Raw genomic sequence first — 20,560 nt, 5'->3', positions numbered from 1 at the left:
CCCCTCCCAAACTATATGTCATTACAGATTTATGTGCGGAAAGCTGACTTTATGAATAAAAAAAATCGCCCCCCTTATGGAGAGCGATTTTCTTTATTCAATTAAGCTTTTAATTTTGACATAGCAATCTCAGCCGCTGCAATTGTCGCCTCAATATCCGCATCACTATGTGCTGTCGATAAGAATAAGCCTTCAAATTGAGATGGTGGTAAGAATACACCTTGTTCTACCATTTCACGATAGTAAGCTGCAAAGAATTCTAAGTTTGAAGATTTTGCTGCATCGTAATTAATAACTTCTTCATCTGTAAAGAAGATACCAATCATAGAACCCGCACGGTTAATATGATGCGGAATGCCATGTTTTTCAGCCGCTTTACGCAAGCCAGCTTCTAACATTTCAGCTTTACGCTCGAATTCTACATATGATTCTGGCGTTAACTGTACTAACGTTTCATAACCAGCTGCCATTGCAAGTGGGTTACCTGATAAAGTACCTGCTTGGTAAATCGGTCCGCTCGGTGCAACTTGGCGCATGATTTCTGCTTTACCGCCGTATGCTCCTACCGGTAATCCACCACCGATTACTTTACCTAAACAAGTTAAATCAGGTGTTACACCGTAATAACCTTGTCCGCAATTATAAGAAACTCGGAATCCTGTCATTACTTCATCAAAAATAAGCAATGCACCATTTTGCTCTGTTACTTCACGAAGCCCTTCTAAAAATCCTGGCTGCGGAGGAACAACACCCATATTCCCTGCTACTGGTTCTACAATGACACAAGCAATATCATCACCGAATTGCTCAAAAGCGTATTTTACACTTTCTAAATCGTTATACGCTACTGTAATCGTATTTTTCGCTACACCTTCTGGTACACCAGGGCTATCTGGTAAACCTAGCGTCGCCACACCAGAACCCGCTTTAATTAATAACGAGTCACCATGACCGTGGTAACAACCGATAAATTTCAAAATTTTATTACGGCCTGTATAACCACGAGCTAAACGTAGCGCACTCATTGTCGCTTCTGTTCCAGAGTTAACCATACGTACAATTTCAATTGATGGTACGCGCTCAATAACAAGTTTCGCTAATTTATTTTCAATTTCCGTTGGGGCACCGAAGCTTGTACCTCTTTCAGCAACAGCTTTTAAAGCTTCTACAACGCGGTCGTTTGCATGACCATGAATTAAAGGACCCCATGATAATACGTAATCGATGTATTCATTTCCATCGATATCATATACTTTAGAGCCTTTTCCGCGCTCCATAAACAACGGATTCATACCGACAGACTTAAAGGCACGAACCGGACTATTTACACCACCAGGCATTAAATCTTGCGCCTCTTCAAACGCCGCAATCGACTTATCAAACTTTTTCATTATTTAGCGCCTCCTTCTTGTAACCATCTTGCTGCATCTTTTGCATGATACGTAATAATTAAATCTGCTCCTGCACGTTTCATACTAATTAATTTTTCAAGTACAACTTCTTTTTCATTAATCCAACCATTTTGCGCTGCCGCTTTAATCATCGAATACTCACCACTTACGTTATAAGCAACGACTGGTAAATTAAAGTTATTTTTCACATCACGAACGATATCTAAGTAAGAAAGAGCTGGCTTTACAATTAAGAAATCTGCCCCTTCCATTACATCTGATTCTGCTTCACGGAATGCTTCCATACGGTTCGCTGGGTCCATTTGATATGTTTTACGATCACCAAATTGCGGTGCACCGTGCGCTGCATCACGGAATGGCCCGTAAAATGCTGATGAATATTTCACAGCGTACGACATAACTGGTACATGTCCAAAACCATTTTCATCTAATGCATGGCGAATTGCTGTTACGAATCCATCCATCATGTTTGATGGCGCAATAATATCTGCTCCTGCTTGCGCTTGGCTTACAGCTGTTTTTGCCAGAACTGCAAGAGACTCGTCATTTAAAATAATACCATCTTCAATTACACCGCAATGACCATGGCTTGTGAATTGACATAAACATGTATCTGCAACTACTACTAAATCAGGGAATTCGCCTTTAATTTGCTTAATTGCACGTTGCACAATTCCATGATCACAATATGCTGATGATCCAACTTCATCTTTTTCAGCAGGTAAACCGAATACAATAACAGAACGAATACCCAAATCAACAACTTCTTGCATTTCAGCTTGCAATAAATCTAAAGACATTTGATATACGCCTGGCATAGAAGGCACTTCATTACGAACATTTTCTCCTTCTAATACAAAAATAGGGTAAATAAAATCTTCCGTATGTAAAAACGTTTCACGCACAAGCGCACGCATATTACCACTTTGTCTTAAGCGACGATGACGATTAAATTGTAAAGAGTTCATAGATTTCTATCCCCATTCTTTTATTTTATCCCACTATTTGCGGGCAGTAAGACCCCACTAATTAAAATTTCACTTTATAGATTCGCAAATGCATTGTAGTAATGCTTCTACAGTGTACTCTTTCGGCATAATAATATGCGGAAAATAAAGGCTCGCCTCTTTTTCCGTAATAGGCCCTATACAAGCAATTGTACATTTTTTTGTCCATTCTCTCCAGTTTGCACCCTCAAGTAAACGAACAAAACTAGTAACAGTTGAAGGACTTGTAAATGTAATAACGTCTACTTTCCCTAATTCTAATGCTTCTATAAGCTCTTGCTTTTTCTCTACATTTTCTTTCGTACCATATACGACGAGCTCATCTAGAGAAACACCGATTTCGCGAAGTGCAACCGGAATTACATCTCTTGCTAAATTCCCTTTCGGAAATAAAATGCATTCATTTCCACTTAATTTTTTTACAAACTCTTCTGCAAATACTTCTGCAACAAATGAAGTTGGAACAAAGTCCACTTCATAGCCTCGCTTTTCTAATTCTAACTTTGTTTTCACGCCTACTGCAGCAATTTTAGTCGTTACAGGTAGCTTCTTTCTCAAACAATCTAGAAAAAAAGCTACCCCATTTTTACTCGTAAAAATAACCCAGTCATATGAATGCAGCTGCCCTGCTATATGTTGAATTTGCCTATGAGACATACCTTCCATACGCAAAAGCGGAATTTCCAATGGAATTCCGCTCTTTTCTTTCACCGCTACACTCATTTGCTTCGCTTGATGCTGGGCACGTGTAATCAATACCGTTTTGCCAGCGAGAGCGTTCATATTTATTGTTGCCCCTTATTTGCAGCCAGAATGAGTTCTTTTGCGCCTTGTTTAATTAAACGGTCCGCAGCCTCTAATCCTACTTGTTCTGGATCAGTTCCTACTACTGTCTCTTTCAATAAAACAGAACCGTCCATAGAACCGACAAGAGCTGTTAATTCGATTGCATCGTTTTCTGTAAGAGTTGCATATCCAGCGATTGGAACTTGGCAGCCACCTTCAAGTTTGTGAAGAAATACTCGTTCTGCCGCCACTGTTTTTTCTGTTACTGCATCATTCATATGCGCTAACAACTGTAGTAAATCCTTATCATCTTCACGACACTCAATCGCTAATGCACCTTGACCTACAGCAGGTACACATAACGTCTCATCTAAATGTTCTGTAATAACTTCATTATCCCAGCCCATTCTTTGTAATCCAGCTGTCGCTAAAATAATAGCATCGTAATCTTCTTCTTTTAATTTACGTAAACGCGTATCGATATTTCCGCGAATCCACTTCACTTGTAAATCTGGTCTCGCAGCTAACAATTGTGCACTACGTCTTAAACTACTCGTACCTAAAATGGCACCTTCTGCTAACTCTTTAAACGAGGCTCCGCTTTTTGAGATAAAAGCATCACGAGGGTCAACACGCTTTGGTGTACAACCAATCATTAATCCTTCTGGAAGTACAGCTGGCATATCTTTCATACTATGTACAGCCATATCAATTTCTTTCGTAAGTAACGCATGTTCAATCTCTTTCACAAATAAGCCTTTTCCGCCTACTTTTGAAAGAGTAACATCTAAAATAACATCACCTTTTGTGACGATTTCTTTCACTTCAAATTCATATGGTAAACCTAGCGCTTTTAACTGATCAATAAACCAGTTTGTTTGCGTTAATGCTAATTTACTCTTTCGTGACCCTACAATAATTTTGCGCATAATTTTCTCTCCTCATTATAAATACCAAAAGTGGAAGTTGGATAAACTGCTTAATAGAAAAATATTAATTAGCATTACGAGAAATGCTCCGATATTCCACTGTACGATTTTCTTCCCTTGCAACACATCTGCCGCTCGTAGATAAAGACCCGCACAATATACAAATAGAACGACAAAAGACCCGATTACTTTCGTATCATACCAATGAAAATTGTCCAATTTTGTATATCCCCATATGCATCCTAATAAAATAGCTAGTAAGAAAAATGGAACAGAAAATAAATTTAATCCGTAAGACATCGATTCTAGCTTCGATAAATTTCCTAACCTTCTTAATCTCGCATTCCATTTTTTCTTTTTTAATAGGCGATATTGCAATAAATACATAATAGAAAAAATGAACGATACAGTGAACGTTGCATAAGAAATAATAGCCATACCGACATGTACGTATACAAGCTCCGAAACTAATTGCTCTGCAAGTACTGGTGACATCTTTCCGAGCGGTGTAAAAATAGAAAAAGCGCTTACGCCAAACGCAACAACATTTGTAAAAAAGACTAAAAAGTCAATCCTCATAAATCGATTAATGACTAAAGACATCGTAATCAACAGCCAAACATAAAAATAAATCCCTGATAATAAAGTTAATATAGGATTCGTTTCTGAATCTGTAGCCCGAAGTAACATGAAAATAGATTGCAGAACCCATACAATCGAAAGTAACCAAAAAGCAAATCGATTCGCCTTTCGGTTACTTTGGAAATAATCTATAAAATATAAACTAATGCTACAAGCATATAAAATAATTGCAATATGATAAATAATACTGTTATTTAAAAAACTCATCCGATCATCCTTCCAAATTATAAAGATGGAACGGATGGTGTCCACGCTCTTTTATGTTCTACTTCTTCCGCACGACTCTCTACGTCTTCCATTTCTAAATCGAAAATCTTTGCAAATAACGCTAATTTTTCGTCCGCTCCCTCTTCAGCAGCTATTTCTTTCGCTACTAAAATTGGGTCTTTTAATAATTGATTAATAATACTTTTCGTATGCTTACTGATTACTTTTCTCTCACGATCACTAAGATTCGGTATTTTTCGTTCCAGACTTTCCATCGTTTCACTTTGAATAGCAAGCGCCTTATCACGAAGAGCTGATATTAATGGAACGACACCAAGTGTACTTAACCACGTTTTAAATAAAACAATTTCCTCTTCAATCATAAATTGAATTTTCTCTGCTTCTTTCAAACGTTCTGCACGGTTCGCTTCCACTACTCCTTGCAAATCATCAATATCATATAAGAAAGAACCTTCTAATTCATCAATCGCTGGATCAATATCACGCGGTACCGCAATATCAACCATAAATAACGGACGACCAGAGCGCATTCTCTCTACCTTTGTCATCATCTCTTTCGTAATGACATACTCCGATGCACCAGTTGAACTAATTAAAATATCCGCTTCTAATAATGCACATTGTAATTCACTTAAAGGTTTTGCATGTCCCATATATTTCTCAGCCATTACTTCCGCTTTTGAAAGCGTCCTGTTCATAACTGTTACTTTACGAGCACCGCTTCCATATAAGTTTTGCAGTGCCAGTTCACCCATTTTACCAGCACCAAGAATAAGTACGTGACAATCTGTTAACTCACCGAATATTTTCTTCCCAAGCTCAACAGCAGCATAACTAACCGACATCGCACTTTCACCAATTGTCGTTTCTGAGTGCGCACGTTTCGCTAACGTAACCACCTGCTTAAACAATTCATTAAAAATTGTGCCTGTCGCTTTTACTTGTTGCGCTTCTAAAAAGCTATCTTTTATTTGACCTAAAATCTGCGTTTCTCCGACTACCATAGAATCTAAGCCGCACGTTACGCGGAATAAATGATCTATTGCACCATCTTGTTCAAAAATAGTTAAATATGGTGCGACTTCTTCTATTTCAAGCTGAAACCAATCAGCTAAAAACTTCTTAATATAATACCGTCCCGTGTGTAATTGATCCACAACAGCATAAATCTCAGTGCGATTACAAGTTGATACAATGACATTCTCTAACACGCTCTTTTGATTTTGTAATGTAGTCATTGCTTGCTCTAGCTCTGCTGCCTGAAATGTGAGTTTCTCACGAAATTCTACAGGGGCTGTTCGATAATTTACACTAACAACAAGAATATGCACGCAGCATGTCCCCCTTCACCCGTTTTATCACTTTATCTACTATCATAATACAACTTTCCTCTTATGAATCTGACAATCGTGTGAACAACCGATTATTTTTTTATTTATTCTCCGTATGTAATAAAGGAGATTCAGTAAAACTAATAAAAACTCCCTACTTTATAATGATTATAAATTAATAACTCTATTTGTACGTTACCAAAAAAAGCCCTCATAATCAAGTGATGGAAACTATTCCATATGAATTATAACATCATCTTTCCTATCTTCTTTCATCATGAAGGAAAATATGTATGATTGTTCCAAATTGTAGCGCAAACTTTCTCAATACAATGTATTTGACATTGTATTTCTTTTTCGTTATATTGATTTTACAAAATTAAGTTGTGCACAACTTAATTAGAAAGGAGTTATGTATGACAAAGGATTCTTTACATCTAGATAACCAACTTTGTTTTTCTATTTACGCCTGTTCTAAAGAAGTCACCCGCTTTTATCGACCATATTTAGAAGAGATGGGTATTACGTATCCGCAGTACATTACTTTACTCGTACTATGGGAGCAAGATGGACTAACAGTAAAAGAAATTGGTGAGCGTCTATTTTTAGATTCCGGTACGTTAACACCTATGTTAAAACGAATGGAATCATTAAACCTTGTAAAACGTGTTCGTTCCAAAGAAGACGAGCGTAAAGTTTGTATTGAATTAACAGAACAAGGTAAAGATTTAAAAGAAAAGGCTTGTTCATTACCGACAACGATGGCTACAAATTTAGGAATTACAGAACAAGAATATCTCTCTTTATTAATTCAATTAAATAAACTAATTGAAACAATGAAAACAATTAATGATAGAAAAGGGGAATAAACATGGATAAATTATATACTGCTTCAGTAACTGCTACAGGTGGAAGAAACGGGAAAGTCGTTTCAGATGATGGCATATTAAATCTTGATGTAAAAATGCCGAAAGCACTAGGTGGTGCAGGCGGAGAGGCAACAAATCCAGAACAACTATTTGCTGCTGGTTATGCCGCATGTTTTGATAGCGCATTACAACTTGTTATTCGTACAAAACGTATGAAAGTAGAAAGTACAGAAGTAACTGCTCACGTTTCTATCGGAAAAGATACTGATGGTGGTTTTGGCCTATCTGCTGTACTTGATGTACATGTTGCCGGTGTCTCTCATGCCGAAGCACAAGAACTTGTAGAAGCAGCTCACGGTGTATGTCCGTATTCGAAAGCAACGAGAGGAAATATTGAGGTTACATTAAACGTAAAATAAAAAATGTAGTAAATAAAAAAACGCGCGACATTCGTCACGCGTTTTTTGTTTTTGTCATTTTATGAATTGCCTTCCACGCTTCTTCTTTTCCAAGTCCTGTTTCAGAAGAGAATAGAACAATTTCATCTCCAATTTCAACAGCAAGCGTTTCTTTTACAACTTTTAAATGCTTTTGCCATTTCCCTTTCGGAATTTTATCGGCTTTCGTCGCAATAATAATTGTTGGGATTTCATAATGCTTTAAGAAATCATACATCATCACGTCATCGCTTGTTGGTTTGTGACGTAAATCAACTACTAATACAGCTGCGTCTAATTGCTCACGCGTTGTAAAGTAAGTTTCAATCATCTTGCCCCATGCTGCGCGTTCTGATTTAGATACTTTCGCATATCCATAACCTGGAACGTCAACAAAATGCATCATCTCATTGATTAAGAAAAAGTTCAACGTTTGCGTTTTCCCTGGTTTAGAAGAAATACGAACTAACTTTTTACGATTTAAAATTTTATTAATAAAAGAAGACTTCCCGACATTTGAACGACCTGCTAATGCAATTTCTGGTAAATCACTGTCTGGATATTGTTCTGGTTTAACAGCACTAATTACAATATCTGCTTTTGTTACTTTCATTGTTTCACTCCTACTAATGCGTGCTCCAATACTTCATCTAAATGAGATGCAAGCACAAACGTAAGGTTTTCTTTTACGCTTTCTGGAATATCATCTAAATCTTTCTCGTTTTCTGCTGGCAAAATAATTTTTGTTAAGCCTGCGCGGTGAGCACTTAATGTTTTTTCTTTTAAACCACCAATTGGTAATACGCGACCACGAAGTGTAATTTCACCTGTCATCCCTACTTCTTTACTTACAGGAATACCTGTTAATGCAGAAATAAGTGCCGTTGCCATCGTAATACCTGCTGACGGTCCATCTTTTGGAACTGCTCCTTCTGGAACATGAATATGAATATCATTTTTCTCATGGAAATTCGGATCAATCTGAAGCTCTTCTGCACGAGAACGAATATAGCTAAACGCCGCTTGTGCGGATTCTTTCATAACATCCCCAAGTTTCCCTGTTAAAATTAATTTCCCTTTACCTGGCGCTACAGACACTTCAATCGCAAGTGTATCGCCGCCTGCTGCTGTATACGCTAACCCTGTTGCCATTCCAACTTGGTCTGTTTTCTCAGCTTGCCCGTAACGGAATATGTGCTTACCAAGTAAATCAACAACATTTTTCTCTGTTACTACAATACGCTTGCGTTCTGCTGTAACGATTATTTTTGCTGCTTTACGACAAACTTTTGCAATTTGGCGCTCTAGTGTACGAACACCAGCCTCACGTGTATAATAACGAATAATTTCAAGAAGCGCTTCATCACGTACTTGTAAATTACCTTTTCGTAAGCCATGCTCTTTTAATTGTTTCGGTAATAAATGTTCACGAGCAATGTGAACTTTTTCAAGTTCTGTATAGCCAGCAATCGAAATAATTTCCATACGGTCAAGTAATGGGCCTGGAATACTTGAAAGTGTATTTGCAGTTGCTACAAACATAACTTTCGATAAATCATACGGTTCTTCAATGTAATGATCACTGAAGTTATGGTTTTGTTCCGGGTCTAACACTTCAAGTAATGCTGCTGATGGATCTCCACGGAAATCGTTAGACATTTTATCAATCTCATCTAATAAGAAGACGGGATTAACTGATTTCGCCTTTTTCATACCTTGAATAATGCGTCCTGGCATTGCTCCAACGTACGTACGGCGGTGACCACGAATTTCAGATTCATCACGTACACCACCAAGGGATACACGGACAAAATTACGATTTAATGATGTTGCAATGGAACGCGCTAACGAAGTTTTTCCGACTCCAGGAGGTCCTACTAAGCAAAGGATAGGTCCTTTTAATGAATTCGTTAACTTCTGTACTGCTAAATATTCAAGTACGCGCTCTTTCACTTTCTCAAGACCGTAATGATCTTTGTTTAAAATCTCTTCCGAATGAGCAAGATCAATCATATCTTCTGTTGCTTCTGTCCACGGAAGTGCTAATAACCAATCGATATAATTGCGAATGACACCGCTCTCCGCAGAACTTGCTGGTAACTTTTCATAACGATCTAATTCTTTCAGTGCCGCCTTCATTGTTTCTTCAGGCATTCCCGACTGTTCAATTTTCTCACGAAGCTCTTCAACTTCCCCGCCCTTACCTTCTTTATCGCCAAGTTCAGTTTGAATCGCCTTCATTTGCTCACGTAAGAAATATTCTTTTTGCGTGCGCTCCATTGAACGTTTCACTTTTTGTCCAATTTTCTTTTCTAAACTAAGTAATTCTTGTTCATCTTGAATAATTGAAATAAGTGTATGTAATCGTTCTTTCACAGATATAATCTCTAAAATCTCTTGTTTCTGCTTCGTTTTAATTGGCAAGTGAGAAGCAATTAAATCAGCTAATCTTCCTGGCTCTTCTACATCAGCTACCGTTGCAAATGTTTCATTTGAAACTTTTTTCGAAACTTTAATATATTGTTCGAAATGCTCTAGTAATGTACGCATAAGGGCTTTCTCTTCTAAATCAGCTTCCACTTCTTCCGTTACCGTTTTAATAGAAACTTGCACTACATTTTCTTCTTCGATAAACTCTACTACTTCTGCTCTATGTAAACCTTCTACAAGGACACGAAGCGTACCGTTCGGCAATTTTAACATTTGCTTCACTTTCGCCACTGTACCTACACTATATATGTCATCTTCTTTCGGATCATCGATATTCATTTCTTTTTGCATTGCTAAAAAGATGATATTTTCATCCATTGCCGCCTGCTCTAGTGCTTGTATCGATTTATCACGTCCTACATCAAGATGCAGAACCATCGTTGGATATACGAGAACGCCTCTTAATGGTAGGAGGGGTACGATTCTTTCATTCGTATTCATACTAGACATAGCACCTCCATAATAAAATAAACTCCTGTTCAACTATTTTATATTACAATACATCTAGATGCAATTGCAGAGATTTCCCGCAATTGTAAATCCTACGTTTTTTCTCCCTTATAAAAAGGAAAAAAGACTCCGCTTAAGCATACAAACTTAAACGAAGTCTGGCAAATTTTATTATCGTTCCTTCTCACATTGATTGCGCATCTGTCTCGTCCACAGCAGTATGTATATCAAGCTCTCGATGCTTATTTTCTTGCATAAATGTTAGCTCAAATACTTCTTTTAACTTACGAACAGGAATGATTTCAATTCCCTTTATTGTGTACAAAAATGGTTGCATGTTTTCAGCAGGAATGATGACTTTCTTCGCACCTGCTTTTTTCGCGGCTTTTATTTTCGCGTACACACCACCGATAGGTTTCACTTCTCCGTGTATACTTATCTCACCAGTCATCGCTACTTCATTATTCACATACGTACGATGCACTGCTGAATATACACCTGTTGCCATCGCAATACCTGCCGAAGGCCCATCAATCGGGATACCACCTGGAAAATTAATATGTATATCGTACCCTTCTGGCAACACATCTAGAGAACGAAGTACTGTTAATACATTATCTACAGAACCTTTCGCCATACTTTTTCGGCGAATCGATTTCGTTTGACTACCAATACTTTCCTCTTCAACAATACCGGTAACATTTACCGATCCTTTATCTTTCGCCTTGATTGCTGTTACTTCAATTTCTAATAACGCGCCTGTATTCGGCCCGTATACAGCAAGTCCATTTACAAGACCAATTCTCGGAATAGGATAAATACGTTTTTCATACTTCGGCGTAAGCTGACTAGAGTGAACAACCCACTCTATATCTTCATCTTTAATAAATGGACGTTCTTCATTTATTGCCATACCAGCAGAAATTTGTACAAGATTAATCGCTTCTCTTCCGTTTCTCGCATACATCCCAATCATTTCAATACCATTTTCACCAATTTGCATTTCCACTTTGTCAGCTGCATTCTTCGCTACTTTTTGAATTTCTTCTGTATCTAACTCACGGAAGAACACTTCTAAACATCGCGACCGAATAGCAGGGGGAATCTCCTCTGGTGAACGTGTCGTCGCCCCAACTAAGCGAAAATCAGCTGGTAAACCTTTTTGAAAAATGTCATGTATATACGTTGGAATCATCGTATTCTCTTCACTGTAGTACGCACTTTCCAAAAACACTTTTCGATCTTCTAACACCTTTAACATTTTGTTCATTTGAATCGGATGTAGTTCACCAATCTCATCAATAAACAAAATACCACCGTGTGCATCTGTTACCGCACCTTTTTTCGGTTGCGGAATACCTGCTTGCCCCATCGCACCAGCACCTTGATAAATTGGATCATGGACCGAACCGATTAAAGGGTCTGCAATACCACGTTCATCAAACCTTGCTGTCGTCGCATCCAGTTCAATAAATGTTGCATTTGTGCGAAATGGAGATTTTGGATTTCGCTTCGCTTCTTCTAATACGAGACGTGCTGCCGCTGTCTTTCCGACACCTGGCGGACCATATATAATTACATGTTGCGGGTTCGGGCCACAAAGAGCCGCTTTTAACGACTTAATCCCGTCCTCTTGCCCTACAATATCTAAAAAGGATGTAGGACGCACCTTTTCCGCAAGCGGCTCTGTTAAAGAAATCTCACGCATTTTACGAAGCTGTTCTAATTCTTTTTTCGATTCTCGATCAATTGAAACTTTTTGTGTTCGCTGATTTCGAAGTAAATGCCAAAAATACAATCCGACAATTACACCAAAAACAAGTTGAACAAGTAAAAATATATTTGTCCAGCTCATCATTTATTTCCTCCCGCAATGTTTTATCTCTTAGTATTTCCGCGGAGGAACATAGCTAAACATAAAGAAAAACAGCAATTATAAAAATTGCTGTTTCTCCTTCGCATTATGCAGATGTTTTTGTATCAAGGACAGTACCGTCTTGTAACACCAATTTCGGCGCTGCATTATCAGCTACTGTTTCTTTTGTAAGAACACACTTCTCGATATCTTTACGAGATGGAAGTTCGAACATTACCTCAAGCATTAAGCCCTCAATAATAGAACGAAGTCCACGAGCACCTGTTTTACGTTCAATTGCTTTTTTCGCAATTTCAATTAGTGCGCCTTCTTCAAACTCTAACTCAACATCGTCAAGCTCCAATAGTTTTTGGAATTGCTTAACAAGTGCATTTTTCGGTTTCGTTAAAATATCAACAAGAGCATCTTCATCAAGCGGCTCTAGGTTTGCAATAACTGGAAGACGACCGATAAACTCTGGAATTAAACCAAATCTTAAAAGGTCCTCTGGTAATACGTGAGATAAAACATGCTTCTCATTTACATCAGCATTTTTCTTCTCAGAACCAAATCCAATTACTTTTTCACCAAGACGACGTTTAATAATTGGCTCGATGCCATCAAACGCTCCACCACAGATGAATAAGATATTCGTTGTATCAATTTGAATAAACTCTTGGTGCGGATGCTTACGACCACCTTGAGGTGGAACGCTTGCTACAGTACCTTCTAAAATTTTCAGAAGTGCCTGCTGCACACCTTCACCAGATACATCACGTGTAATTGATGGATTTTCGGACTTACGTGCCACTTTATCAATCTCATCAATATAAATGATTCCTTTTTCCGCTTTCTCTACATCATAATCAGCTGCTTGGATTAATTTTAGTAAGATGTTTTCTACATCTTCCCCAACATATCCAGCTTCAGTTAAAGATGTTGCGTCCGCGATTGCAAATGGAACATTTAAAATACGCGCTAACGTTTGTGCCAGTAATGTTTTACCACTACCTGTTGGCCCGATAAGTGCGATATTACTCTTCGCTAATTCTACATCATCAATTTTGCTGTTAGAATTAATGCGTTTGTAATGGTTATATACCGCTACCGCTAGTGCTTTTTTCGCGTTATCTTGTCCGATGACATACTCATCTAAGATTTCACGAATTTCTACCGGTTTCGGTACATCTTTGAATTCTACTTCTTCGTCTTTCGCAAGCTCCTCTTGTACAATTTCAGTACAAAGTTCGATACACTCGTCACAAATATAAACACCTGGACCTGCAACTAACTTTCGAACTTGCGTTTGTGTTTTACCACAGAAAGAACATTTTAATTGCCCTTTTTCATCATTAAATTTAAACATATTTTCACACCCCTTACAAAGTGCTAACCTCTTGCCTTCGTATGTACACGATAAATGTATCGTATGTAAATACATATTATGTCACTACGTGGCGAGAAATACAAATAATATGACTAGTTATGTACAAATAAAAAGTTTTTAAAACTTTTGAAATATGTATATTCGACTCATTAAGGAAGTTTTCCTTCTTCATCGAAAAGTTTTATAAATATATTTCTATATTTATAAAACAAGGCACGATTAAAATCGCGCCTTGTTATTTTATTATGCAGCGTTTTCTACTAAGAAATCTACAGCTTTACGCACTTTAAGATCTTCAGCTAAAGCGTCTACGCTTCCAAGAGCTTGCTTGATAGCGTCTACTGGCATACCGTACATTTCAGCCATTTTTTCAACTTCTGAAGTTACTTCTTCTTCAGTAACTTCGATGTTTTCAGCTTCAATGATAGCTTCAAGAACAAGGTTGATTCGTACGCGTTTTTGAGCGTCTTCTTTCATTTGCTCTTTTAACTTGTCAGCGTCAGTACCTGTGAATTGGTAGTAAAGCTCAAGGTTCATACCTTGTTGGCTTAAACGTTGCTCGAATTCACGAACCATACGATCTAACTCAGTGTCGATCATAGCTTCTGGAATGTCGATTTCAGCGTTAGCAGCAGCTAATTCTACTACTTCGTCACGTACTTTGTGCTCAGCTTCGTGCTTTTTGCCTTCTTCTAAGTTTGTACGAAGTTTTGCTTTTAATTCATCAAGAGTTGCAACCGCTTCGTCTGCTTCTTTAGCGAACTCGTCGTTTAACTCAGGAAGTTCTTTTGTTTTGATTTCGTGAATTGTTACTTTGAATGTTGCTGGTTTGCCAGCTAATTCAGCAGCGTGGTACTCTTCTGGGAATGATACTTCAACGTCTTTAGACTCACCAGATTTAAGACCAATTACTTGCTCTTCGAAACCTGGGATGAATGTACCAGAACCGATTGCTAGAGAGTAGTTTTCACCTTTTCCGCCTTCAAATGCTTCGCCATCAACGAAACCTTCGAAGTCGATTACAGCTGTATCACCGTTTTCAACAGTTCCTTCTTCTTTAACAACTAGCTCAGCTTGACGCTCTTGTAAAGATTTTAATTCGTTCTCTACATCTTCGTCAGTTACAGTTGTTTCAACTTTTTCTACTGCTAAACCTTTGTAGTCACCTAATTTAACTTCAGGTTTCACTGTAACTTTTGCAGTGAAGATAAGGTTAGCATTTTTTTCGAACTTCTCGATGTTGATTTCAGGATGATCAACTGGGAAGATACCAGCTTCATCAATCGCTTCACCGTATGCTTTTGGTAAGATGATATCTATAGCATCTTGATATAAAGATTCGATACCAAAGCGTTGTTCGAATAACGGACGAGGCATTTTTCCTTTACGGAAACCTGGTACGTTGATTGTTTTTACTACTTTTTTGAACGCAGCGTCGATAGAGTTGTTTACTTCTTTAGCATCAACTTCGATTGTTAAAACGCCTACGTTACCTTCTAATTTTTCCCATTTTGCAGCCATTTATTCTTTCCCTCCAACTATAATAATGTATGCACATACCTCTATAGATTAAGATCTTCATTATCTCTTTTTTGAAATAACAAAAGTACAAATAATCCTCTAGCAAAAGCTTTCAGATATAATGTTCCAATCTACTAATTGCCTAAAAGACAACTACGGTATATTTTGTTCGAGAATAATATGAAACATATTAAGTAAGAGAATTACACTTCTCTTCTCTTACAAACAGGCAGATTTCTGCCTTTTGCAACCCTTACATTATAACATAGAATATGCTCGTTTCAAGAACCGAACGATTCTTTTTCATAATTATACGGGCAAATATCCTTCTCTTTCAACACGTAATAACCATTGATAGGCAATATGAAACTCTTCTAATTCAATATTATACGCTGTCATAAGCTCTTCTTCATCAATAGGCAATCCAAAACGCTTTCTTCCAATTCTCTCTAAAACAGCAGCCCAAATCTCCACTTTATCCATTAATAGAGCGAATGGGAAAACGCTAATTCGCAATTCTTTCCAATATGTAACCATCGCATCAAATATATCGGGATAATTTTGCTCCAATCGACTTGATAATGTATGTATAATGTTATCGGATTGCTCCTCATTATGAGCTGTAAATGCTGGAATTACCTTGATCGTATTCCCAAATTTTTCTACCTCTATTTCTTCTTCTATTTGATTTTCTATCATTTTATACAAAATAGAAGTTTTCAAATAAGGGTGCTGTTTTTCGTCTATTAAAAATTTCTTTAAAATAGGTAATGCAAGATCCAAGTCTTTTAACGAAAGTTGCTGAATCGCTCTTAGCTTTTGTCCAAAGTTTTCTCCAAACATTTCATTAGTAAACTCATCTAATTCAAAATTCGAATCGACTAGTGACGTATCTACTTCATTTAACATACCTTCTGCAAATAAAGCGAGCTGTGCTAATTTTTCCTTTTGCTCAGGCATTACATCTTTCGTTTGCAACACTTTTTCAACGGTTTCAATGACACCTTCATAATCATTTGTTTGAACTAAAATCGTCACATATGTTTCAAGAATATCACCAAATAATACAGCTCCCGTTTCAAGTAACTGTTCGCATTTGTCTTTCGCTTCTTCCATATGCTTTAACTCTAACAAACAAATAACAGAAGCGAGTTCCGTTTGTTCCGTTTCTGCATTATACTGACGTAATATTTCAAAGCAGCGCAATGCATCTTCGAATTTCCGCTCTTTCAGCGCTAAAAAACCTTCATCAATATATCGCTCTGATAGTTGCGGAAACAATACGACCGTATTTTCTTTTTTATCCATACGTCCGCCTCTTTTTCTAGATTTTAATTATCTTTAAAGTAAATATATCAAATGAGTAATGAGAACACAACATCTCAAAACCCTTTGTTTGAAATATGAAAATATTTAATTTTTATATTTTAATATAAACAAATCCCTACTCAAAATTAAAAATATACAAATAAAAAACCCTCGGCAATGAAAGCAGAGGATTTATCATTAATGGAAAGCTTTTATAATAGTGGGGTATATAACAAGGGTAATAATTTGGAGAATAATAATTGCCATAACAATCATGCTAAAATAGAAGATTGGTTTACTTCGCTTCATTAAAAACATAATAATAAGCATCGTACAAGCAAACAAACTTAAGAAGAACAAACTCGTTGCCGAACTAAGTATACCACTTGGGACAAAGAACAATAACACTACACTACAAGTACCTATAATTCCAAATAACCATTCCATTCATTCACTCATTCCCTTTCCCTCTCATGGCAGTTTTTTTACTAAGCGATTAAATGTTTTACAACATCAACTACATACGTTAATTTCTCATAAGCTACAAATCCAAATGCAACTGTCAAACCCGTTACGATTAATCCCTTCATCATTTCTTCCTCCTCGTTTTATCGTTGTTACCTTCATTATAGGGGATTAGCAATTTGTTACCATCGAACTTCCTTACAGTTACCTTACAGAATTGTAAGATTTCAAAAAAGGGATAAAAAAACAACTTATATCACTTGAGGGGACTTCATAGAATTTCTCTATAATCACTTGCAAAATCAGCTTTTTTCTCAGCATCTTTTTACATATTTTTAAATAACATTCGTTACTTTTCTCAACTTACCTTCAAATGTTTTTAATTATAAGAAAACACTTCATTGAAATCGTGTTAATATATTTTTGTACAATTAAGAATTTAAAAGGGGGATTATATATGTTTAAAAAAATGGCTGCAGATGTATTAGGACTAAGCGATGTAGGATCTGTCATCACACCGAAAGATTACGATAAAGTTGATGCTGATGATTATGTGATGCATGAAGACGGGGAGAAAATTTATTTTCTAATTAAATCAAAATCAGATGAATATTGTTTCACAAACAAAGGATTAATCCACCTAGATGGCACAAGCGCAACAAGTAAAAAACGTACACTACGCCGCTTTAGCTATAGTAAATATCAAATTAAAAACGTAGCACTTGAAACTGCCGGAACGATTGATTTAGATGTAGAAATTAAGTTCCAAATGGGCGATGAGCATTATTCAATTGATGTTCATAAAAAACATATTGAAGAATTAAAAGATTTATATAAAGCTTTACTTAAGATAGAAGAAATCTCATACGACAACGATATTACATTGCAGTATGCACATAAAAGTCTAGATATGGCCTCTAATGCTTTCAGCCGTATTTCAAACGCACAAGTAAATTTAGCAGAGCAGTTTAAAGAAATGAACGAAATCGCCTTTAACTGGCTCGTTGATACGAAGAAACAATATAATGTGAAAGATTATGGTTTTGTCTTTGAGAAGTTTATTAATAACTAAACAAAAACCCTTGTTATCAAAAGATAACAAGGGTTTCTTAACGTCCCAGGAGAGATTTGAACTCCCACTCCGCCCATTTCCGTACTATTTTATATATTTTGATCGCAGTCTTAATATATCTTCTCCTTCGCGAATGCCTGCTGATCCCTTCCTCACATTTTTTACAACAGTCCAATTCGGGTTAGTTTCATCACCGATGTTCTGTACTGTAAAATTGCCATCACCATATTTCCGGTGACCTTCTGCCAATTTCTCCGTTAACTCATTCTCATTTGATCTCGCCATCTTTGCGCCATCTCCCTTTTTTATACGACCTTCTTAAACCATCTAACCAATCACAGGTCCAGTCAATTGGAGATTCTCGTTTTCCGCTTCTATTAATTGTAACACACTGCCGGGGATAAGTTTCGATAACTGCTGCTCAATCGTATAGATATAGGAGGCAAGGACGCAAATGGTAAGATTGACTTAGTAGAGTTAAAATCTTCACCTACTGCACCTCTTACTAAAAATCAGAAAAAAGCCTTCCCTGAAATTGCGGAATCAGGTGCAATCGTTAAAAGTAGGAATAAACCACCATTTGAACATTTAGAAGAGATTCCACCAACGAAAATAAATGTAATAAGAAAAGAAGAATAAGGAGGCTTTTATATGGCATTACATGATACGGATCAAGTCGATTTAGTTTTAATAGATGAGGATAATAAAGATAATGTATACTTAACAATCTTTGATGCTTTAGAGTGGAATAAAAGCGAAGAACTTGACGATGAACACATTTTACTTTTACAAGACAAAATCAATACATATTTAGGATTCATTGAAAGTGATGAAATCTACGAAAAAGTTCCAAGTACAATAGGAAGAACACATTTCATTATACAAGTGTATTCGCAGAATGAACCTAGTTTTTACGGGAAAAAGTTTTATAATATTGTAAGTAAACAATTAGGAGAATCTGGATATGGATTTGAGTTCCATCATAAACCTATTGATTCTTGAAATTAAATAAGAGGAATAGGGCGCATACATGGCGCTCTTTTTATTTACGAAAAAAAAGTACATATACAACTGCTTAATATTGAAGGAAAGGTTACAGATATTAAGAATGAGCTACAATTATAACCCAAACTAGACGCGAAACTTATAAATGATTACTTCTCCTGATAATCTTTCACTCGTATTAATTATGGTATTCCATTCCTATCCTCATCTCTTACACCCAAACATCAATTTTTAGCGTCCTAGGAGAGATCCGAACTCCCGCCCCACCTATTATCTACTATATACAAGCGATTCTTTCTTCTCTTGTTTAACATACACTGGCTAATGTATGGATATGGTATAATTTTCTTGTGAAAATATTATAGGAGAAGCAGGGATGGTATGGTACAAATAAAAGTAACACCCGAACGTCTAGAGCAAGTAGCCAAGACGGTAAAGAACGTACGGTACACCTTAGAACAAATACATAATGGTTTATACAATCAAACAGAACATATTGCCGCAAACTGGGCAGGAGCAACTAGCCAACATTTCTATCAAATGTTTAACGAAGCTAAACCGAAAATTTCCACAGTTTTAACGGAGTTCGATAAAATAGCTGACGAATTAGAAAGAGCTGCAGAAAAATTCCGCACGGCAGATGCTGAGTACAACGGCAATCTGGTTGAAGGTGAAATTATAGCTAGTGCCCCTTCGTCAGAAAATAACAACACATCACCTGGTGCACCTGCTTCGAAAAAAGATGGTGCAAGTTTAGAGAAAGTTACTAGAGACCTAGCGGGCGAGTTATCGGGAGAATACGATGTACGACGTGTTATAGAAGGTGTTGATCCCGATACTGGCGAAAAACTTTCGTGGTGGGAACGCACTGGTGCTGGTGTCATGGTTTTTGCGGGACTTACTCCGCTAGGTAAAGGAATAAAAGTAGTTAAAGGTGCAAAAAAGGTAGCTGATGCCGTAAAAAATATCGATAAGGTAAAAGAAGCAAAAGCATTATTAAAAGCTAAAAGACAAAAACAAATTGAGATTAATAAAAAAGTAGGGGATGACTTTGAAAGAGAAATGTTACAGACTTTCAAAAATGAAGGCAGTACAGAAAAGGTCTACACTAAACAGGTAACACTACAAACTCCTTCTGGTGTTCGTACCCGCGTAGATATAGCTTCTAAGAATTTAGAAACAAGTGAAGTTCATCTAACGGAGTTGAAATCATCTTTAACCGCACCATTAACAAAGAATCAAAAACTTGCATTCCCTGAAATTGAAGAGCACGGTGCAATAATTAAGAGTAGAAACAAACCGCCGTTTGATTATTTAGAAGTAATACCACCAACAAAGGTCAAAGTAATAAGAAAAGAATAGGGGG

General features: G+C 36.9%; 19 protein-coding genes. 5 read left to right on the top strand and 14 right to left on the bottom strand.

Going from position 1 to position 20,560, the window contains the following annotated elements; genetic code table 11:
* Window positions 1-101: 101 nt before the first annotated feature.
* The 6 genes from hemL to hemA all read right to left on the bottom strand — a co-directional run bounded on the left by hemL (window position 102) and on the right by hemA (window position 6,335).
* Window positions 102-1,391: a glutamate-1-semialdehyde 2,1-aminomutase gene (hemL, locus tag AC3WTI_RS16505; protein ID WP_097840800.1), complete on the bottom strand. Its 1,290-nt coding sequence runs from the start codon at window positions 1,389-1,391 to the stop codon at window positions 102-104.
* On the bottom strand, window positions 1,391-2,380 hold the full coding sequence (gene hemB / locus AC3WTI_RS16500; RefSeq protein WP_071757203.1) for a porphobilinogen synthase: 990 nt from the start codon (window positions 2,378-2,380) through the stop codon (window positions 1,391-1,393). The genes hemL and hemB overlap by 1 nt, the downstream gene beginning before the upstream one ends.
* A 69-nt stretch (window positions 2,381-2,449) precedes the next feature.
* The gene (hemD, locus tag AC3WTI_RS16495) at window positions 2,450-3,202 is read right to left on the bottom strand and encodes a uroporphyrinogen-III synthase (protein WP_097840801.1); all 753 of its coding nucleotides are present in this window, start codon (window positions 3,200-3,202) and stop codon (window positions 2,450-2,452) included.
* A gap of 2 nt (window positions 3,203-3,204) precedes the next feature.
* On the bottom strand, window positions 3,205-4,134 hold the full coding sequence (gene hemC / locus AC3WTI_RS16490) for a hydroxymethylbilane synthase (RefSeq protein WP_087957074.1): 930 nt from the start codon (window positions 4,132-4,134) through the stop codon (window positions 3,205-3,207).
* Between the two features lie 15 nt (window positions 4,135-4,149).
* A complete protein-coding gene (locus tag AC3WTI_RS16485) occupies window positions 4,150-4,983 on the bottom strand; it encodes a cytochrome c biogenesis protein (protein ID WP_087957075.1) in 834 nt (277 codons plus the stop codon).
* A gap of 17 nt (window positions 4,984-5,000) precedes the next feature.
* A complete protein-coding gene (hemA, locus tag AC3WTI_RS16480; protein WP_087957076.1) occupies window positions 5,001-6,335 on the bottom strand; it encodes a glutamyl-tRNA reductase in 1,335 nt (444 codons plus the stop codon).
* A 416-nt stretch (window positions 6,336-6,751) separates the two neighbouring features.
* On the opposite strand from hemA, the gene AC3WTI_RS16475 reads away from it, so the two are divergent.
* Window positions 6,752-7,204 (top strand): MarR family winged helix-turn-helix transcriptional regulator, encoded by a 453-nt coding sequence (locus tag AC3WTI_RS16475; RefSeq protein ID WP_087957077.1) that lies wholly within the window; start codon window positions 6,752-6,754, stop codon window positions 7,202-7,204.
* Window positions 7,205-7,206: 2 nt separating this feature from the next.
* On the top strand, window positions 7,207-7,623 hold the full coding sequence (locus tag AC3WTI_RS16470; RefSeq protein WP_087957078.1) for an organic hydroperoxide resistance protein: 417 nt from the start codon (window positions 7,207-7,209) through the stop codon (window positions 7,621-7,623).
* 34 nt (window positions 7,624-7,657) lie between these two features.
* Here AC3WTI_RS16470 and ysxC read toward each other — a convergent pair whose 3' ends face one another.
* The 7 genes from ysxC to AC3WTI_RS16435 all read right to left on the bottom strand — a co-directional run bounded on the left by ysxC (window position 7,658) and on the right by AC3WTI_RS16435 (window position 17,099).
* A complete protein-coding gene (gene ysxC, locus AC3WTI_RS16465) occupies window positions 7,658-8,254 on the bottom strand; it encodes a ribosome biogenesis GTP-binding protein YsxC (RefSeq protein WP_048531469.1) in 597 nt (198 codons plus the stop codon).
* The gene (lon, locus tag AC3WTI_RS16460) at window positions 8,251-10,581 is read right to left on the bottom strand and encodes an endopeptidase La (RefSeq protein WP_087957079.1); all 2,331 of its coding nucleotides are present in this window, start codon (window positions 10,579-10,581) and stop codon (window positions 8,251-8,253) included. The genes ysxC and lon overlap by 4 nt, the downstream gene beginning before the upstream one ends.
* Before the next feature lie 184 nt (window positions 10,582-10,765).
* Window positions 10,766-12,436 carry an ATP-dependent protease LonB gene (gene lonB, locus AC3WTI_RS16455; protein WP_142286679.1) on the bottom strand — a complete coding sequence of 557 codons (1,671 nt, stop codon included), beginning with the start codon at window positions 12,434-12,436 and terminating at the stop codon, window positions 10,766-10,768.
* A gap of 106 nt (window positions 12,437-12,542) precedes the next feature.
* Window positions 12,543-13,802, bottom strand: coding sequence for an ATP-dependent protease ATP-binding subunit ClpX (gene clpX / locus AC3WTI_RS16450; RefSeq protein WP_048531476.1), 1,260 nt, complete (start codon window positions 13,800-13,802; stop codon window positions 12,543-12,545).
* 264 nt (window positions 13,803-14,066) lie between these two features.
* Window positions 14,067-15,344 (bottom strand): trigger factor, encoded by a 1,278-nt coding sequence (gene tig / locus AC3WTI_RS16445; RefSeq protein ID WP_087957081.1) that lies wholly within the window; start codon window positions 15,342-15,344, stop codon window positions 14,067-14,069.
* A 309-nt stretch (window positions 15,345-15,653) separates the two neighbouring features.
* Complete coding sequence (locus AC3WTI_RS16440; protein ID WP_253621650.1) at window positions 15,654-16,652, bottom strand: hypothetical protein; 999 nt, start codon at window positions 16,650-16,652, stop codon at window positions 15,654-15,656.
* Window positions 16,653-16,850: 198 nt separating this feature from the next.
* Window positions 16,851-17,099 carry a hypothetical protein gene (locus AC3WTI_RS16435; RefSeq protein ID WP_097840802.1) on the bottom strand — a complete coding sequence of 83 codons (249 nt, stop codon included), beginning with the start codon at window positions 17,097-17,099 and terminating at the stop codon, window positions 16,851-16,853.
* A 475-nt stretch (window positions 17,100-17,574) separates the two neighbouring features.
* On the opposite strand from AC3WTI_RS16435, the gene AC3WTI_RS16430 reads away from it, so the two are divergent.
* The gene (locus AC3WTI_RS16430) at window positions 17,575-18,189 is read left to right on the top strand and encodes a PH domain-containing protein (RefSeq protein ID WP_000473869.1); all 615 of its coding nucleotides are present in this window, start codon (window positions 17,575-17,577) and stop codon (window positions 18,187-18,189) included.
* 84 nt (window positions 18,190-18,273) lie between these two features.
* Here the strand turns inward: AC3WTI_RS16430 and AC3WTI_RS16425 are convergent, their stop codons facing one another.
* Entirely contained in the window at window positions 18,274-18,474 is a 201-nt protein-coding gene (locus tag AC3WTI_RS16425) for a cytoplasmic protein (RefSeq protein ID WP_087957084.1), read from the bottom strand.
* 366 nt (window positions 18,475-18,840) lie between these two features.
* Here AC3WTI_RS16425 and AC3WTI_RS16420 point away from each other — a divergent pair, with 366 nt between their 5' ends.
* Window positions 18,841-19,191, top strand: a complete 351-nt coding sequence (locus tag AC3WTI_RS16420) for a DUF6572 domain-containing protein (RefSeq protein ID WP_087957085.1) — start codon at window positions 18,841-18,843, stop codon at window positions 19,189-19,191.
* A 384-nt stretch (window positions 19,192-19,575) separates the two neighbouring features.
* Window positions 19,576-20,556 carry a WXG100 family type VII secretion target gene (locus tag AC3WTI_RS16415; protein WP_097840803.1) on the top strand — a complete coding sequence of 327 codons (981 nt, stop codon included), beginning with the start codon at window positions 19,576-19,578 and terminating at the stop codon, window positions 20,554-20,556.
* The last annotated feature ends 4 nt before the right edge of the window (window positions 20,557-20,560 follow it).

Source organism: Bacillus sp. EB106-02-03-XG38 (genome assembly GCF_058792175.1).
This window is presented reverse-complemented; position numbering and strand designations above follow the sequence as displayed.

Coding starts and splice junctions, on each gene's coding strand:
- hemL (WP_097840800.1), bottom strand. CDS start 1,391: ATGAAAAAGTTTGATAAGTCGATTGCGGCGTTTGAAGAGGCGCAAGAT.
- hemB (WP_071757203.1), bottom strand. CDS start 2,380: ATGAACTCTTTACAATTTAATCGTCATCGTCGCTTAAGACAAAGTGGT.
- hemD (WP_097840801.1), bottom strand. CDS start 3,202: ATGAACGCTCTCGCTGGCAAAACGGTATTGATTACACGTGCCCAGCAT.
- hemC (WP_087957074.1), bottom strand. CDS start 4,134: ATGCGCAAAATTATTGTAGGGTCACGAAAGAGTAAATTAGCATTAACG.
- AC3WTI_RS16485 (WP_087957075.1), bottom strand. CDS start 4,983: ATGAGTTTTTTAAATAACAGTATTATTTATCATATTGCAATTATTTTA.
- AC3WTI_RS16475 (WP_087957077.1), top strand. CDS start 6,752: ATGACAAAGGATTCTTTACATCTAGATAACCAACTTTGTTTTTCTATT.
- AC3WTI_RS16470 (WP_087957078.1), top strand. CDS start 7,207: ATGGATAAATTATATACTGCTTCAGTAACTGCTACAGGTGGAAGAAAC.
- ysxC (WP_048531469.1), bottom strand. CDS start 8,254: ATGAAAGTAACAAAAGCAGATATTGTAATTAGTGCTGTTAAACCAGAA.
- lon (WP_087957079.1), bottom strand. CDS start 10,581: ATGTCTAGTATGAATACGAATGAAAGAATCGTACCCCTCCTACCATTA.
- lonB (WP_142286679.1), bottom strand. CDS start 12,436: ATGAGCTGGACAAATATATTTTTACTTGTTCAACTTGTTTTTGGTGTA.
- clpX (WP_048531476.1), bottom strand. CDS start 13,802: ATGTTTAAATTTAATGATGAAAAAGGGCAATTAAAATGTTCTTTCTGT.
- tig (WP_087957081.1), bottom strand. CDS start 15,344: ATGGCTGCAAAATGGGAAAAATTAGAAGGTAACGTAGGCGTTTTAACA.
- AC3WTI_RS16440 (WP_253621650.1), bottom strand. CDS start 16,652: ATGGATAAAAAAGAAAATACGGTCGTATTGTTTCCGCAACTATCAGAG.
- AC3WTI_RS16435 (WP_097840802.1), bottom strand. CDS start 17,099: ATGGAATGGTTATTTGGAATTATAGGTACTTGTAGTGTAGTGTTATTG.
- AC3WTI_RS16430 (WP_000473869.1), top strand. CDS start 17,575: ATGTTTAAAAAAATGGCTGCAGATGTATTAGGACTAAGCGATGTAGGA.
- AC3WTI_RS16425 (WP_087957084.1), bottom strand. CDS start 18,474: ATGGCGAGATCAAATGAGAATGAGTTAACGGAGAAATTGGCAGAAGGT.
- AC3WTI_RS16420 (WP_087957085.1), top strand. CDS start 18,841: ATGGCATTACATGATACGGATCAAGTCGATTTAGTTTTAATAGATGAG.
- AC3WTI_RS16415 (WP_097840803.1), top strand. CDS start 19,576: ATGGTACAAATAAAAGTAACACCCGAACGTCTAGAGCAAGTAGCCAAG.